The sequence below is a fragment of the Paenibacillus puerhi genome, from assembly GCF_009846885.1.
Lineage (GTDB): Bacteria > Bacillota > Bacilli > Paenibacillales > NBRC-103111 > Paenibacillus_G > Paenibacillus_G puerhi.
In genome coordinates this window covers 34,493-51,314 of the sequence record NZ_WUWM01000013.1, presented here as the reverse complement: position 1 = coordinate 51,314, position 16,822 = coordinate 34,493, and the positions used below count along the sequence as shown (strand labels likewise).

8 protein-coding genes and 1 pseudogene are annotated in these 16,822 nt (G+C 59.1%); 3 read left to right on the top strand and 6 right to left on the bottom strand.

Annotated elements, in window-relative coordinates:
* Positions 1 to 21: 21 nt before the first annotated feature.
* Together GSF01_RS13605 and dapA are read right to left on the bottom strand one after the other, a co-directional pair.
* On the bottom strand, positions 22 to 663 hold the full coding sequence (locus GSF01_RS13605; RefSeq protein WP_159884859.1) for an SGNH/GDSL hydrolase family protein: 642 nt from the start codon (positions 661 to 663) through the stop codon (positions 22 to 24).
* 127 nt (positions 664 to 790) lie between these two features.
* On the bottom strand, positions 791 to 1,708 hold the full coding sequence (dapA, locus tag GSF01_RS13600) for a 4-hydroxy-tetrahydrodipicolinate synthase (RefSeq protein WP_159884857.1): 918 nt from the start codon (positions 1,706 to 1,708) through the stop codon (positions 791 to 793).
* Positions 1,709 to 1,990: 282 nt separating this feature from the next.
* Between dapA and GSF01_RS13595 the strand changes: the two genes are divergently transcribed.
* Complete coding sequence (locus GSF01_RS13595) at positions 1,991 to 3,031, top strand: glycoside hydrolase family protein (RefSeq protein WP_159884855.1); 1,041 nt, start codon at positions 1,991 to 1,993, stop codon at positions 3,029 to 3,031.
* Positions 3,028 to 5,730 (top strand): alpha-L-rhamnosidase, encoded by a 2,703-nt coding sequence (locus GSF01_RS13590; RefSeq protein WP_159884849.1) that lies wholly within the window; start codon positions 3,028 to 3,030, stop codon positions 5,728 to 5,730. Before GSF01_RS13595 ends, GSF01_RS13590 begins: the two co-directional genes overlap by 4 nt.
* 80 nt (positions 5,731 to 5,810) lie before the next feature.
* On the opposite strand, the pseudogene GSF01_RS30590 reads toward GSF01_RS13590, so the two are convergent.
* From GSF01_RS30590 to GSF01_RS13580, 3 genes and pseudogenes are all read right to left on the bottom strand, one after another.
* A pseudogene (locus GSF01_RS30590) lies at positions 5,811 to 6,146 on the bottom strand (transposase); the annotation flags it as partial.
* Between the two features lie 656 nt (positions 6,147 to 6,802).
* Entirely contained in the window at positions 6,803 to 10,822 is a 4,020-nt protein-coding gene (locus GSF01_RS13585; RefSeq protein ID WP_235941467.1) for a hypothetical protein, read from the bottom strand.
* Positions 10,815 to 14,105, bottom strand: a complete 3,291-nt coding sequence (locus tag GSF01_RS13580; RefSeq protein ID WP_235941465.1) for a glycoside hydrolase family 2 TIM barrel-domain containing protein — start codon at positions 14,103 to 14,105, stop codon at positions 10,815 to 10,817. Before GSF01_RS13580 ends, GSF01_RS13585 begins: the two co-directional genes overlap by 8 nt.
* A gap of 269 nt (positions 14,106 to 14,374) precedes the next feature.
* On the opposite strand from GSF01_RS13580, the gene hcp reads away from it, so the two are divergent.
* Positions 14,375 to 15,661: a hydroxylamine reductase gene (hcp, locus tag GSF01_RS13575; RefSeq protein WP_159884845.1), complete on the top strand. Its 1,287-nt coding sequence runs from the start codon at positions 14,375 to 14,377 to the stop codon at positions 15,659 to 15,661.
* A gap of 103 nt (positions 15,662 to 15,764) precedes the next feature.
* On the opposite strand, the gene GSF01_RS13570 is transcribed toward hcp, so the two are convergent.
* Positions 15,765 to 16,709: a DMT family transporter gene (locus GSF01_RS13570; RefSeq protein ID WP_159884843.1), complete on the bottom strand. Its 945-nt coding sequence runs from the start codon at positions 16,707 to 16,709 to the stop codon at positions 15,765 to 15,767.
* Between the last annotated feature and the right edge of the window lie 113 nt (positions 16,710 to 16,822).

The window sequence follows — 16,822 nt, the reverse complement described above, 5'->3', positions numbered from 1 at the left end:
TATAGGGCAATTTCATCATGTTTATAGGCGGCCGCCGCTTCCGCCCTTCACGGATTTCAACCAGGTTGCCGCCATCAGCATGTCGCCGAGCGGGTTCATATGCACGCCGTCCGTGGTCAGATCCTTACCCGTGTCCTGCCGCAGGAAATCAACGAACGCCTCATGAGTCGGCACCAGCACAGCCCCGAAGCGCTCCGCCAAGCGGTTGACGGCCTCTACATACGGCACGAGCAGACGGTTCCCGGTCGAATCCGGGTATTCCTTGATGACCGTCGGCTGCATCAGAATCAACCGGCAATCCGGAAGCGCCCGGGTTTGCTCCAGCAGCTGCCCGTAGATCTCCTCGAAGCGGTCCGGAAGCACCTGCTCCATATCGGGCGAATCGAGCTGCCGCCACACATCATTGATCCCGATCGAAATCGATATCCACTGCGGCTTATGGTCAAGCACGTCGAGCGTCCATCGCTTCGCCAGGTCCGTCACACGGTTGCCGGAAACCCCTTCGTTGATGATCCGGAGCGAAAGCTCGGGATAGGTCGCCGTCAGCCAATCATGCAGCAGCCGAACGTAGCTAGTACCGAGCTTCATCGGATCTTTCTTTCTTCCTTTGTCGGTGATGCTGTCACCGATAAATACGATTTTGTCTTTAGCCTTGAACGGCATAGAGCCGACCTCCTCGAATATTATGGACCTTGCGCTAGCCGCGGCCCTGCTCCCCACGTGTCTGAGTATTCCATGGCTACTACCTGGCCTGAGCTATCGTTATTGGGTCCCAGCGCTCATGCTTGCTTCACACTTGCTTTAGGCTTGCTTTGGGCGACATCGCCCCTTGCTCGGCATAACGGCTCATCACAGCCTGCAGCTCCGCTCTGGTGGAAGGACTGAGCGGCTGGACCGGCAGACGGGGCTCGCCCGCAGGCAGTCCGATCATATTCATCGCTTCCTTCAGGACGGAGGGCAGCGTACCGAGCGAGAAGGCGCTGCGGAGAGCTCTCAGCTTGCGCTGCTCCTGCTCCGCCTCCACCACCCTCCCTTCGCTCCACAGCTCGTAGATGGAGAGCAACACCTCGGGAAACACGTTGGCCGTCGCCGCGACGGCGCCCTGTCCCCCTGCCAGCAGCGTAGGCAAAATCAACGAATCCGTCCCCGCCAGCACGGCAAAATCGGGACCGGCCAGCTCCAGCAGCTGCAGAATCGTGTCGAAGCTTCCGCTGCTGTCCTTGATCCCGACGATATGAGGCACTTGGCTGAGCTCCGCCACCGTCTTCGGCTGCAGCGAATTGCCCGTTCGGGCAGGAATGTTATACAGCACGATCGGCAAGTTCGTCGCAGCCGCAACGGCCTGAAAATGTCCGATCAGCTCCTGCTGCGTAAAGGTAAGGAAATAGGGAGTGATGAGGGTTAGCGCATCCGCTCCCATCTGTTCGAGGCGGACGGCCAAGCGGATCGTTTCCAAGGTTCCGGCGCAGCCTGCGCCGATGTAGACCGGCAGCCGTCCTCCTGCCTCTTCGAGCAGGATCTCGGCGACGCGCAGCTTCTCGTCGGTTGTCAACGAGAAAAATTCTCCGTTCGTCCCAAGTCCGAACAATCCATGCACACCCGCGTTAACGAATCTCCGTGTCAGCTGTCGGAGTGCGGCTTCATCCAGCTGCTGCTCGCGGTTAAACGGCGTAATCATGGCCGGAATAATCCCTGCCGGCTTTAACATAGCTCTCGCTCCTTCCGAATATGGCCGAATGTCTGGCCGCGCCTTGCGCGGTCTTCAGCCGGGTCGGTCACTGCCTGAAGCTGCGGCTGACCTCCCCGCATCATACGTTTGCCCCCATCCTAACGCCGCGTTCCGGGCCAAGTCAATCAGGTGTGAAGCTTGAAGATGTGATTGCCCTATAGATCAGAGTCAATCCCCCCCACAGGGGGCATGGGGGCGATAGTAATCTGGTAGAAACCGCGCCATCGGTGCCGGAAAAACGAACAACCCCAGGAGGTCCCTATGCGAATTGAACCTTATTTGACCCCATATAAGCTTGGAGAGCCGGTATTGGTCGGATCGGGAATTGCCGGAAGCTTTGACGAGCGTGCCGTCGATTGTCCGTTCGTTTTTCGGCATAACGACCTGTTCTACATGATGTACGTCGGCTTCGACGGGATCGGCTACCAGACAGCTCTTGCGACCAGCGAAGACTTGCTCGAATGGAAGCACCTGGACGTCATCCTAAGGCGGGATGAAGGAAACGGCTGGGATGCCAAAAACGTAGCCGGCACCTGGATGCTGAAGGAAAACCGGATCGATGCTCCGCCTGTTCTGCAGAAATGGCAGGGGAAATATTGGCTGGTCTATCATGCCTATCCGGAATTCGGCTATGAGGTCGGCTCCGCCAAAATAGGCATCGCCTGGACGGAGGACGAACGGCTGCTCGACTGGCATCGTTGTCCCGAGCCGATCCTCACCCCCGAGGCAGGCGCAGATTGGGAGCAAGGCGGATTGTACAAGGAGTGCCTGATCCGGCATGAAGAGCGGTTCTATTTGTTCTACAACGCCAAGAATAAAAACAAAGGCCGCTGGCTAGAGCAGACCGGCGTTGCTTTCTCGGACGATCTGATCACCTGGAGCCGGTACGAGCATAACCCTGTGCTGAAGGTGACCCCGGACGGATGGGATAGCGGCTTCGTCAGCGACCCCTGTGTCCTCCGAGACGATAACGGCTGGATCATGTACTATTTCGGCTACGACTACAAGAAGGCGCAGGAAGGCATCGCGCTTTCTGCCGATTTGCTGAACTGGGAAAAGTATCCCGAGCCGATCATCCGGGTCGGCGATGGGGACAGTCTGGATGCCGTCTTCGCGCATAAGCCCTCTGTCGTTACGCATAACGGTGTTTTGTATCATTTTTACTGCGCCTGCCGTCTAACCCGCGAAGGCGATCCGACCGTCAACTATGGCCGGGAGTTCCGTACGATCAGCGTAGCGACTTCGCGTCCCCTCGACCGGAAAGCAAAGCCCGCAGCCGTACAAGGAGGGATAAGCGGATGAGGATCGGGCAGCTTTATGTGGAGGCGATGAAGGAGCCGCTGGGCATCGATGTCGCGCGCCCGGCTTTCCGCTGGTCCTTCGCAGCCCCCGGCGCCGAGCGCTGCGAGCGGCAAACCGCCTATCGCCTTATCGTAGCCTCCAGACCGGAGGATGCGGCGCTAGGGATCGGCGAACTGTGGGACAGCGGGAGACGAACAAGCGGCAGCCATGCCCATGTGCGGTATGAGGGTAGCCCCCTGGAGTCCCGAACCCGCTATTATTGGAGGGTCGAAATTTGGGATCAGGCCGGCGTTCGTATTGTCAGCGACACCGCCTGGTTCGAAATGGGCCTGCTGGAGGAGGCGGATTGGCAAGCCCGCTGGATCGGCGCAGCGCTCACGCCGGAGGACGCTCCGGCGCATCTCCCTCTTTTCCGCGAGGAATTTCAGCTGGAGCAGCAAGTTCGCTCCGCACGCGTCTACGTATCCGGACTTGGCCATTACGAGCTGCGCCTGAACGGGTGCAAGATCGGCAACCGGGTGCTCGAGCCCGGGTGGACCCAGTATAACCGCACCTGCCTCTACTCGGTGTATGATGTGACCGAAGCGCTGCAGGCCGGTCCCAATGCGATCGGAATCATGCTGGGCAATGGATTCTACCATATCCCCGGCGGACGCTATCGGAAGTTCAATGGCTCCTTCGGAATACCGGTGTGCCGGGTTCAACTGGAAGCGGTCCTTGCGGACGGGTCGCGGGTCACGATTTCCAGCAGCAGAAGCTGGCGAACCTCGCCTGGCCCCCTTACCTTCTCCTGCATCTATGGAGGCGAGGATTATGATGCCAGACTGGAGCAGCCGGGCTGGGATTGCGCCAATTACATGGAGATGGACAGCTGGGGCCAAGCCGCCGAGCCCAAGCCTCCGGCCGGAGCGATGAAAGCGCAGATGCTGGCTCCCTTGAAGACAATGCGAACGTTCCGTCCTCTTCGCTATACAGAGCCGTTTCCCGGCGTCTATGTGGCGGATCTGGGGCAAAATTTCTCCGGCTGGGTCGAGGTTGCAGTGAGCGGTCCTGCTGGCGCTGTGATTACTTTGTCCCCGGCCGAGCTGCTCAAGGCGGATGGTACGGCCAATCAGAAATGGACCGGGTCGCCTTACCGGTTCCACTACACGCTAAAGGGCGAAGGCGTGGAAATCTGGTCTCCCCGGTTCAGCTATTACGGCTTCCGCTATGTGCAGATCGAGGGCGCCACACCCGTGGAGACAGCGGGCTCCGACACTGGGGGCCCGATCCTCCATGAACTAAAGGGGCAGATGATATATCCGGATACGGAGACGAAAGGTTCCTTCGCCTGCTCGGATGAGCTGCTCAACCGAACGCACAGTCTGATTAATTACGCGATACTCAGCAATATGAAAAGCATTTTTACCGATTGTCCGCACCGCGAGAAGCTGGGGTGGCTGGAGCAAGTTCATTTGATGGGACCTTCCGTTGCCTTTAATTACGACATCGAGCGCCTGCTCGTCAAAACGATGGAGGACATCCGCGATGCCCAGCTCCCAAGCGGCATGCTGCCGACGACAGCGCCTGAATATGTCGTTTTCTCCGAGGAATGGCGGTGCTTCCGCGATTCGGTCTCCTGGGGAGCCGCCTACGTGCTGACCGGCTGGAACTTGCTTCAGTGGTACGGCAACCGCCGTATGCTGGAGGAGCATTATGCGGGCATGCGCGCCTACATCGAGTACGTAACGGATAGCTCCAAGGGCTATCTGGTCGATTTCGGACTGGGTGACTGGTACGACGTCGGCGAGCAAGGGCCCGGCTTCGTGCAGAATACCCCCATCGCCCATACGGAAACCGCCATGTATTACCAGATGGTCGATGTGTTCCTGCGCATCTCGGAGCTGCTGGGGCACAGCGAGGATGTCGTGCGATACGGCCAGCTTCGCGAAGGGATCAAGGAAGCGTTCAATGCCGAGTTCTTCGATCCCGAGGCGATCCAGTATGCGACGGGCAGCCAGACGTCCAATGCCATGCCGCTTGTGCTGGGACTTGTCGAGGAGCAGCACAGGGAGGCCGTTCTATCCCGGCTCGTAGCGGATATCCGGCGGCACGGGACGCATACGACGGCCGGCGATGTCGGGCACCGCTACGTCTTGCTGGCGCTTGCCCGGCATGGTCTCTCCGATCTGATCTATGAAATGGCCCGGCAAACCGAGCATCCGAGCTACGGCTACCAGCTCCAGCATGGCGCGACCGCTTTGACGGAGGCTTGGGACGGTCCGACAGTAGGAAAGTCCCAGAATCATTTTATGCTGGGCCATATCGAGGAATGGTTCTATACAGGCATCGCGGGCATCAGCTACCGCTTCAAGCCCGCTACAGATACTTACGAGCTGAAGCTTCGGCCCTGCTTCCTTGAGGGAATGGACAGCGCCGAAGCCAGTCACCAGCTTCCCTGCGGGACGGTGAGGATCGCCTGGAAGCGCAGTCAGAAGGGTACACTAACGCTTGCCGTCGACATTCCGGTGAACTGCAGCGCCGAGCTTCATATTCCGGCCGATTCCTTGGAGCAACTGACGGAAAGCGGCCTAGCGGTGACAGAGAGCGACCAGGTGTCCTGCCTTCGGCTTGAATCCGGTCACGCCGTCCTCCGCCTGGGCTCGGGCTCCTACCGGTTCGAAAACGAGAGGCTCGATGTTAAGCTCGGTCACGCATAAAAAGAAGAGGATGTCCCAAGAGTGACCATTAGAACACCCAAAGCAACAATATATGATGACATTCAATAAAAACCAAGGAGCTATGCGACCTGTTCTCGCTTAGCTCCTTGGTTTTTGGCATCCACTGCGACTTTCTTGAGCAGATTGTGGGAAAGGGAATGCCGGCCGACCTCCAGACCTGCTTTTGGTAAGCCTCGAAGCAGTAACCTTTTAAATCCTCGGTGGTTCTTCAGATCGCCAAACACGGGCTCCGGCTCGAATCATACGCCTCACGACTGAGCATAGCCTTCTTCGCAGCGAAGTTTTTGACTTGATTGTTTTGTTAGCCGTATATACTTCATGCTGACCTTGATCTCACGATTCACCTCGGGCTTTCGTACACTGCGCTTCAGCGGACAGCCCTCACAGTCGGTGCTTTATCATGTAACTAGGAACGAAAAATGCCCGGAAAACCAAAAATTGTCGCTCGAACAGTCCGATATGTCCCATACATTCGGATCCACTTCAATCCCAACTGCTAACGGTTTTATACGAAAAATCGTACATATATCCCCGGCTAAGGTTAAAATGAGTTATTTTGTACGAAAAATCGTACAAATATCTCCACCTAAGGTGAAAATGAGTTATTTTGTACGATAAATCGTATAAGATGCACATATAACTGATAGAACATGTCCGTAGAGAGATACCATGCCGTTTCAATAGAAAAAAGACAAATTACAACTGATCGATGTGAAACGAGAAATGCTACTAAAGAGCAGCCAGGCTAGAACGGAAGAATACCGACGCGTTGAGCGGGCTCGTATGCTTCTTCACTATGCAGACGGACTAAGCGTGGCAAAAATTGCTGATGATTAGTGGGAATGTCTGCTTCTAAATCCATTGGTATGCAAAGTTGATCCATGCCACATTGAATGTACAAAGAAACCGTCTCCTTTTGTAATGGTTGATCGTACTTCCCTATTACAAAAGAACGGTTTCTTTTTTCTGAACATACTAGGAAAAGAGCGGGGACCCTCGGCTATCTTCAGGCTTTTGGGACACCCTCTACCCCTGTTAACTGCTTACCCGATCAGGCTTCCGGGACAGCGGCTCCAAGCTTTACTTTCATGTCAGTCAGGCATGAAGCCTCTTGAAGCGTAACGGGCCCATATAAGCCCCCGGACGCAAACCAGGGCTGCCAAGCCTGCTCCTGCGGCCGCTCCGTGCTCCAATACGTCATGTCCGGGCTGCCGCCCACCAGGCTCGTCGGCCGTCCGACCTCATAGTGGGCCCCCAGCGTATTGGCCACGCGGACGGTCAGCTCGTGCTCGCCTTCCGTTACCTGCCCGGGCAGCTCGTATCGGTACGGCTTCCAAAGTCTGACGCCCAGCGGCTCTCCATCCAGCCACGCTTCGGCCGTACCCCGCACATGCCCAAGATCGAGCACGGCGCGAGTCAGATCCTTCCGCAGGCTGATCTTAGTGCGGTATTCGACGATGCCGCTGTGATGAGGCAGCTCAAGCGCCGTCCTCCAATCGCCCAGATCGCCTGGAGCTGCCGTTGTCTCAAAGCGAATCGGCGCGCGCAGCACGGCGGCTTCCGTTCTCCAAGCCGTCGGCTCGATCCGAATGGCCGCTATTGCCCCCGCCCGCTGCACGGGAAACTCGGCGACACCGCCTCGCATGCTCGCCTCCGCGCCATTCACCCAAATCCTCGCCTCGCCTTCGCAGGCGAGCCGCAGCTTGAACGCTCCTACCGGCACGGGGAAGCGGAGCCATACGGGCCGGCCGAGCTTGGCCGGATCGGCGACGAACGGCAGCGGCGCGTGCTGAGCCTCGTGCTCAGGCATCAGCCAGCCCACCTCCGGCAGTGGATGGGGGCGGGGCGAGAGCCACAGCGACTCCGTCTCGGCATACTGCAGCACGGACGAATGTAAGATGCCCGGCTCGCCTCCCGCTTCATCCGTCCAATCCGAGCCTGTGCAGAAGGAGATCGTCTCGCCTCCCGTCAGTTCGACGAGGCCGTCTATGAACACCTCGCCCTTGCCCTCTGGCAGTACGATCGTCACTTCGTTCTCCCCGATTCTCCAGCAAGAGGTAACGTCAACCTCCTCCTGTCCCTGGCGGATATAAGGATTGTAATCCCCGTGCTCCGTAAGCTTTACGCCGTTCACCACCAGCGCCGCTCTCCCGCGGGCGGCGAAGACGAGCCGCACCCGCCGCACGGGCTGTTCTGGACCCGTGACAAGCGTGCGGCTCAGCCGGGCATTCGGCAGAGGCTCGCGAACGAACAGCCATTTGGGCAAGGGAGGACGCGGCAGCGCGTTGACTTCAACGGCCGCGCGCAGCGGTCCTTTACCGGCAGGCCGCGCTTGCAGCAGCAGCTCGTTGGGGCCTTTGGCAAGACGGATGCGTGCCGTCTGTTCCTCCGGTCCGCCGCTCCAGTCTATGGGCCGGCCACCTACTTCGCCGGTTATCTCGGCGTTGCTTTCCAGTCGAATCCAGTAGTCCCCGGCCTCGGGAGCGACACAATAGGTTTTCGCCCAGGCCGACTCTCCCCGGCCGACCCGGCCAAAATTCAGAAACCGCCGGGGCACCCGTCCCATCCTTCCCGCCCATGGCCGAACGGATAGATCGCCGAAGGCGAGGCTGAATACCGCAGGCTGCGCCTGACTGTCGTCGAATCGGTCGCCTCGGCAGAGGTGAAAGTAAGCGGCCTCGCTCCATAGACGCTCCTGCCAGTCTCCGTCGTCATATTCCGCCGTATGCCATTTGTCCGCCGGCTCCTCGTCCCCTTCGGTCCGCACACGCAGGCTGCGCCGTTCGATCGGCATCAAGCCGCCGGAATCGCCGGTCTGGTCGTGCAGATCGAAATCGCCGTACCGGTTATCCAGCGTCGGTATCGCCTTGATCCGCCAGTCGTTCACCGGCAGCGCCGTTCCAGGGCCAGCCGCGCTGTTGTCAAGAAAATGATGCTGCGCGACCGGTCTTTGGCCTTTGTCGTTGTCGCCTGATAAAGGGAGGCCGCCAGCGGCTCCGTAGACATCTGTTCCCGAAACGCCCAGGTCATCGGCTGTCAGTTTGGCCGCAGAGCCCGCCTTCCCTCCAGCGGGCAGCGCAGGCCCGTGGTCCGAGCAGACGACAAGCGCTGCCGGCCAAGTATCGAACGGCGCCGTGATCTCGATCCACTCGCCGTCCCGGCGGTAGGGCAGCGGTTGTGTGGTTCCGCTGACCGGGTCCCAGAGCTCGGGCTCGCGGACGGTTTTGAGCCGGTAAAGCGTCTGCGCCGGTGCCGCCAGCTCCGGCCTTGCGGGCTCATGCATAGCAAGCAGCCCGCCCTCGCCATCCCGGGGCAGCAGGAGGAAAATATCCGCTTCCGGCGTTCTTCGCTGCAGCGTCGCCCCTGCCCCCTTCACGCTGTGCGGCAGCTGCGGCGCGATAAGCGCCACCGCCTCCTCGGTGCTTGCCGCATACACGATTCCGGGCCAATTCCGCTCGTCTGCCGGGATCTCGACTCCGACAACCAGTCCCCCTTGTCCGATCCAGTCCTCGACGCGCCTTCGCGCCTCCGCATCCATCAAGGTCGTCCCGCACAGCAACAGCGCAGAGAAGGCTTCATCGGCAATTTGCAGCCGTCCGCCGTCGGGAACCGACTTCGCCAGCGCCGCATCGTCGGCGATATCAAAGTCGATGCGAGCCTTCCGCAGCGCCCCCGGACGGGCATGATCCCGCCGGTTCCAGCTGCCCGCGACCTCGCGGTAAACGCGCTGCAAGCGGGTGACCGACTCGTTCGGATCGCGGTTCGCTACCGCCATCGGATGCTCCAACTCGCCGCCGTCGTTCAATGAAAAGTGACCGCATACCGCGTAAGCGGGATAATGTACGGCTACCTCGCATACATGCACCCCTTCGCTTAGAAGCGCACAAACCCGGCTGACCGTATCCGCGAAGATCGGATAATGTTCGAAATAAGGCTGTCTCCAGCCCGTATCCGGCGGAGCCCACTCCCACCAGCCTCCCCGGGTGCTGTAGTAGATCGAATGCGGGCTGTACAGCGTCGCCCCGGCCTGCAGCCAAGGGATAAGCCAATGCATAGTCTCCTCTAACGTCCCGCCCCAGCCGCTGGAATGAAAGCCTTCCAGCCAGACGCGCGAGCCGCTCTCGCCATGGAGATGTACCATCGAGGCATGCGGCTTGATCTCGCCGTCCATATCGGTCCCGGGCGCATTGTACCAGCGATGGGTCCGGAAATAATCCAGGTACAGCCGCTGCGCTCCGTTCGGATCCCCCCGCCTGGCAGGTCCCGCTTGATCGCAGCCGATCAGCATCCCATGTCTTCGATGCCAATCCCCAAGCGGGATAAACCAGGACTCCTCAGCCAGCTCGGCCGCTAGCCGGTACACCCGCCGGCGAACCGTCTCCGCTCCCGGCAGCGGGTCGAACAAGGCCGGCAGCAGCGGAGCGAGCGCCTCGCCGAACCGCTCCCGGTATTTCCCGTCCAGGGCAGGAGTCCACAGAGGAAGCGGCGGCAGCTCATCCTGGAAGCTTCCGGCAATGACCCGCCCCAACTGAGGGCCGAAGCGGCGCTCCATCTCGCCGTGCACCCTGCGGAGCAGCTCTCCGGCTGCCGCCGGATCGAGCCAATTAAAGCCTTGCCTTACCGCGGCATAGATGGCTTCCCCGTCCTCATAGAGCCTCTCGGCATCCTTCGGCAGCTCTTGGTTTCCGGCGAACCGGCGCAGGTGATACCCGGCATACGCCGGTTGTTCTGCCACGATCCGGGCAATAAGGTTGGCGCCGGAGAAGCCGATCTGATCGTAAAACCAAACAAACATCCCGAGCTTCTCCGCCTCTCGGACCGTAAAGCCGAACAGCTCCCACCACGCCTCGCTTCCGTAGGCTGGCTGATCCCCGATCGAGCCGTATTGCGGTCCGGTCGGAGCCAGGTTGATAATGCCGATGTTTCTAAGCCCACCCTGACGGAATTTCTGCATCTGCCACCGTATCCGTTCCTCGGTCACAGGTTCGGCGCTCCACCACCAGAAAGGAACCGGACCGAACCTCGGATCGGCCTGGGCGAATTGCTGCTTCAGTTCACGCATGTCATGCATGGGCTTGTTCCCCCTCCCGGCTATTCGCATGTCCGCTGTCATGTTCTGGCTGCCTTGCCGCCTTTAGTGCCTGAGCCGACGGCCAGCCCTGATGTACAGCTGCGGCCAGTCCCTTGGCATCCGACATCGCCGTGCGGGCTTCCAGCGCCGCAGGCTTCAATACAACACGCAGCGTCTGTTCCCCGGGCTGAACCAGATAAGCCGGCAGCGTCGGCGCGTATCCGCAGCTGTGATTCCCTATTCCGCTTTGACGGCTGTCGATATAGACATATGTCCGGTCTTCACCTACCAGATCGGACTGTTTTTTCGCCGCCGTCAGCCGGTCCGTGCCAAAGGGATGAGCGCTTATCTCAAATAACGGCATCCCGATAGCCAGCAGTCCGTCGCCGGCACGGCTTGTTACCGCGGCCCAGCGCACATCCGCTTTATTGCCCGTTTCCTGGGGCTTGATGTACGGAACGAGTTGCTCCTCGATTGTCCCGGCATATACGCCCAGCTTCCCGCTCTCCTTGCGGTCGGGGTAGCATTCGTGCGGCCCCCGGCCGAACCAGGTCAGCCGGTCGAAGCGTTCCGGGAGTACGAGCTGTATCCCGAACCGGGGCAGCGGAGGCAAGCCTTCCCTGGCCGGAGTCAGCTTGGCCTCTATGGCGAGCTCTCCATTTCCATAAAGCGTATAGGTCGTCTCCGACGTAAAAGCGACGGCCTCTCCCTTAGCACCGATCGTTTCGCTCACGACCCATTGGATCGTCTGTTCCTCGACCATCCGGTAAGTCAGCTCTTTAAAGCTTGCCTTCAGCTTATCGTACTTGAACTTCCGCCATTCCTTGGCCAGATGCACATCATTATCGACTGGCGCTCGCCAGAGCTTCAGGCTCGGCCCCTCCTCAAGCAGCCGCACGCCCCTGCTGCTCCAGTCGGTCAGCTCGCCCGTGTCCGGCCGCAGCGTCAGCGCGAAATCGTCTCCGCTTACCCGAAGCCGCTGCCCCGCGCGTTCGGTCCGCAGCGGCGGCAGCCCGTCTATGGACAGCCTGAAACCCGGCTGCGCGGGCAATGAAGGCAGCGGCAGATCGGCCCACGCCACCTCATGCCCTTTGGGCGCCCACAAAGCCGCTTGCTTGAGGACAAATCGGACATGCACCCAATACTCGCACCCTGGCTGGGCCGTGTGCTGTCCAAGGGGGAGTTGCACCTCGCACTCCCCGCCCGGCGGCACGTCCGGCACGGACAGCTCTCCTTGCGCGATCGCTACATGATCCCTGTATAGCGTCCACTCCGCCTGCAGATGGTCCAGGCTTCGCATATCATAGCGGTTAGCGACCGCGATAAGGCCTTTTGACAGATCGACGGCTTGCACCTTGACCGGCTCAATCGCCTTCTTGTACTCCAGCAGCGCCGGCTTGATCGTTCTGTCCGGGAACAGAAGCCCGTCGATGCAGAAGTGACCGCTGTGCGGCTCGTCGCCATAATCTCCTCCGTACGCATAGTCTGCGCGTCCGTCTCTGTCGGTCCTCCGCAGTCCCTGATCCGCCCATTCCCAGATCAGACCGCCCAGCAGCCGGGGATAGGCGTACACCGTCTCCCAATATTCCTTCTGATTGCCGAGCGAATTGCCCATCGCATGCCCGAATTCGACCATCAGGTAAGGGCGTGGGTCCTCCTTCTTTCCTTCCTCGATCAGCATATCGACCGATGGGTACATCGAGCTGACGATATCGACAGACTCCGCTTCATATGCCCTTTCATAGTGGACCGGACGCGTCGGGTCGGCAGCGCGAACCCAGTCGGCCATCGCCTCATGGTTGCAGCCGTAGCCGGATTCATTGCCCAGCGACCAGACGATAACGGACGGGTGGTTCTTGTCCCGTTCCACGAGCCGGGCGATCCGGTCAAGGTACGGCGCTCGCCACGCCGGATCGTTCGACAGCCGGCTCTCGTCGCCGCCGGCCAACACAAAGCCGTGCGTCTCGAGATCCGCTTCGTCGATCACGTACAAGCCGTACCGGTCGCATAGATCCAGCCACCGCTTGTCATTCGGATAATGCGACGTGCGAACGGCGTTGATATTGTGCTGCTTCATCAGCCTAATATCCTGGAGCATCGACTCGCGCGTGACGACGAATCCAAGCTCGGGATCGAACTCGTTGCGGTTCACGCCCTTGAGGATCACGGGAGCTCCGTTCACCAGAAGCCGTCCTTCGCAAATCTCAAGCTCGCGGAAGCCGACCGCCACCCGCCTCACCTCCGTCACTTGACCCTCCGGGCCTGTGTTTAGAAGCAGCAGCGTATACAAGACGGGCTCTTCGGCCGACCAGCCCCGCACGTCGGAGATCCGGAGGGTCGTCCTTGCTTTCATTACTCCACCCTCCTCCTTCTGGAAGGATTCCCGGAGAATCAGTCCGTCATAGCGCACGGCTCCCGATTCATCCATCAGCAGCAGCTTCACGGCAGGGAAGTCCTCTCCGGTCTGGACTGGAATCCCTCTGCAAGCCAGCTTGAGCTCGATATCCAGCTCGCCTCCGCCATGGCCGTCGAGACGGGTTCGGACCGCAGCGTCGGCCAGATGCGTGTTCGGCAGGGAGACCAGATACACATCCCGGAAGATGCCGCTCATTCTCCATTTATCCTGATCCTCCAGATAACTGCCGGCGCACCACTGATAGACGCGGACCGCTATATGATTATCTCCTTCCCGAAGGAATCGCGTCACATCGAACTCATGGGGATAATGGCTTCCTTGCCCGTAACCGGCCAGCTCGCCATTCACCCATACATGAAAAGCCGCATCGACGCCCTCGAAGACAAGCCTTGTCCGGCGCCCCTGCCAGCCCTCCTGTAGATGGAAAGTACGCCTGTAGCAGCCGGTCGGATTGGCCTGCGGGATATGCGGCGGGTCTACAGGAAACGGGTACGGGCAGCTGGAATACTGCGGTATGCCGTAGCCGTGAAGCTGCCAGTTGGATGGTACGGGGATGGTAGGCCAGTCCTTGACTGCATAGTCTGGCTGTTCGAAGCCCTCAGGCGTCTCAGCGGGGATCGCCGCATAGCTGAAGGACCAGCGGCCATTGAGCAATACAAAGTAAGGCGAAGCCCCCCGCTCATCCTCCTGCGCCGTTCGAATGTCTGCGTAGGGAATGGACAGCGCGTGAGGAGGCTCTACATGCCTCCCTAGCATCTCTAGATGCTTCCAATCCTCCGGTATGCCCGGCCTTCCTGTCCCGGGTCCGGTCTGCGGGCATGCTGGGGAAACGCTTTCTTCCCGATATATGGGTACCTCATTAGTCACGAAACGCTCCTCCTTGTCATGGTTCTCCTGCGCGCCAGCAGGTAGAGCTGGCCCGCCGATGAACTTCATGCTAATTGTTCAAAGAGGCAATAACAATGGGGGGAAACGGCTATGTTCTCCCCCTCCCCGTTCAATTTCTCGGCAAGCCCAAGAAATTCCTGGTATAGGGTTAGCTTCATTAATTTCCCATCAGAGTGAGGTGGATCACACTTTTAATCTTGGAAAGTTGGTAAAGTAAAAAGGGTAAACGATCAATTGGAGGCGATCTCATGTTTTGTTATCAATGCGAACAAACACCCAAGGGCGGATGCAAGGTCATCGGCGTATGCGGGAAGGACGAGACGATAGCCAGTTTGCAGGACACGATGATCTTCGCTCTCAAAGGAATCGCCGCTTATGCGACGCATGCCAGGCAGCTTGGCTACACCGATCCTGACGTGGATCGCATCACCCATGAAGCCTTGTATATGACGCTGACCAACTCTAACTTTAACGTACAGGAGCATATCGAGATGGCGATGCAGGTCGGGTCGGCCGCCGTCAAGATTATGGATGTGCTCGACCGCGCCCATACGACCCGCTTCGGCATCCCTCAGCCGGTCAAGGTGTCCCAGAACAAAGTGGAAGGCAAGGCCATCGTGATCACCGGACATAACCTGTATGCGCTGGAGGAACTGCTGAAGCAGAGCGAGGGCACGGGCATTAACATCTACACCCACTCTGAGATGCTCCCGGCGCATGGCTATCCGCAGCTCAAGAAATATGCCCACTTGAAGGGAAATATCGGGAAAGCGTGGTATGATCAGCGCAGATTGTTCGAGCAATTCCCGGGGGCTATTCTGGCGACCACGAACTGTGTGATGCCGATCAAGGGAACCTATGCGGACCGTTTCTTCTCCTACGAGGTCGCCGGTCTGGAGGGGGTAACGAAGATAACGGACGACGACTTCTCCCCGCTCATCGAGAAAGCACTGTCTTTGCCGGACGCGCATCTGGACTCCGAGCAGACGTTGACCACAGGCTACCATCACGAGACGGTAATCGGGCTCGCCCCCGAAATCATTCAAGCGGTCAAGGACGGAAAGATCAAGCGCTTTTTCGTTATCGCGGGCTGTGATGCGCCCGGCAAGGATGGCGAGTATTATCGCGAGCTGGCGACCTCCTTGCCGAATGACACGGTCATTCTGACAACCTCCTGCGGAAAATTCCGCTTCAATGATGTCGAGTACGGAACAGTCGCCGATACGGGCATTCCCCGGTACATCGATCTCGGACAGTGCAATAATTCGGGCTCAACGGTCAAAATAGCGCTGGCGCTGGCCGATGCGTTCGGATGCACGGTAAACGAGCTCCCGGTAAGCATCGTGCTGTCCTGGTTTGAGCAAAAGGCGGTCGCTATCCTGCTCGGATTGTTCAGTCTGGGCATTCAGGATATCCGGATCGGGCCCAAGCCGCCGGAGTTCATCTCCCAAGGCGTGCTCGACGTGCTGGTGCAAAACTTCGGCTTGAAGCTGACCGGCAACGCGCAGGAGGATATGGCCGCGATGCTGGCCTAGATTAGATAAGAAAGCGGCGGTCCGGATGCTTGCGCATCGGCCGCCGCTTCTTAGGTTAGGCAGATCTCTGAATAGGACTAGCCTGTCTTTGCCTTAATCGTCGTCAAGCTTGTACGGAGCCCGTTTCGCGGCCAAGCGGCCGCTTCTTCTTCGGGACAAAGGCGAGCATGAAGATGGTACTGAGAATACATACCGTACCGAGCCATTCCTCCCAGCCAAATGCAAGCTGAAGCCAGGCTACGGAAAGGAAGGCCGCGGTCAGCGGCTCAAACGTAGCCAGGACGCTGGTTTCGGAGGCCGATATATAAGTCAGGCTTTCCAGGTAGCAGCAAAAAGAGATCAGCGTACCGAAAAGAACAACAAACAGGACTGACCCGACCAAGGGCAGCGACCACTCTCCCTGAAAGCTCCAAGGGGGGTGGACAAAGCTGATCGCGATCCCTCCCAGCAGCATACCCCAGCCCACGACCACCGTCGAGCCCCATCGCGCCAGCAGCCGCTGAGGCTGCAGCGTATAGATGACGAGTGCGACCGCCGATCCGATCCCCCAAAGAAACGCAGGCCAGGAAATGGACAAGCTGTTGGTTTGGCCATGCGTGACGAGCAGATAAGTGCCTGCGAAGGATAAACAGACCGCCACCAGCTCCTTGATCGTAGGCCATCGTTTGCCGCGTATAGCCAAATAACATGAAATAAGTACAGGAGACAGACATTGGAGCACCGTGGCCGTAGCGGCGTTAGAGTGCTCGATCGCGCTGAAAAACGTGTATTGGACGGCTACCATGCCGAAGATACTGAACAATAGAAGGCTTACCGCATCCCGCTTGCTGCTCCAGACCCCCCAGACGCGGCGCTTTTCTTTGAAGAAAGCGAACCCGAGCAGCAGCGCGCCCGCCAGCAAGAGACGCACGTCGACCAGCCATGCGGTATTCACGCTGTGTCTTTCAAACAAATACTGGACGACGGTACCCGATATTCCCCACAAGCCTGCCGCTGCAAGCACAAGAATAATTCCCTTGATACGTGACCTTGTTGGTGGATGACTCATAGCATACTCCTTATCGATAGCTATACGGCCAGACGTTCCTGACTCCAAACTACCACCGTACTATATCACATCCCGATCAGGAGGTCACTACGCAGAGGAACGGCCCCTATCAT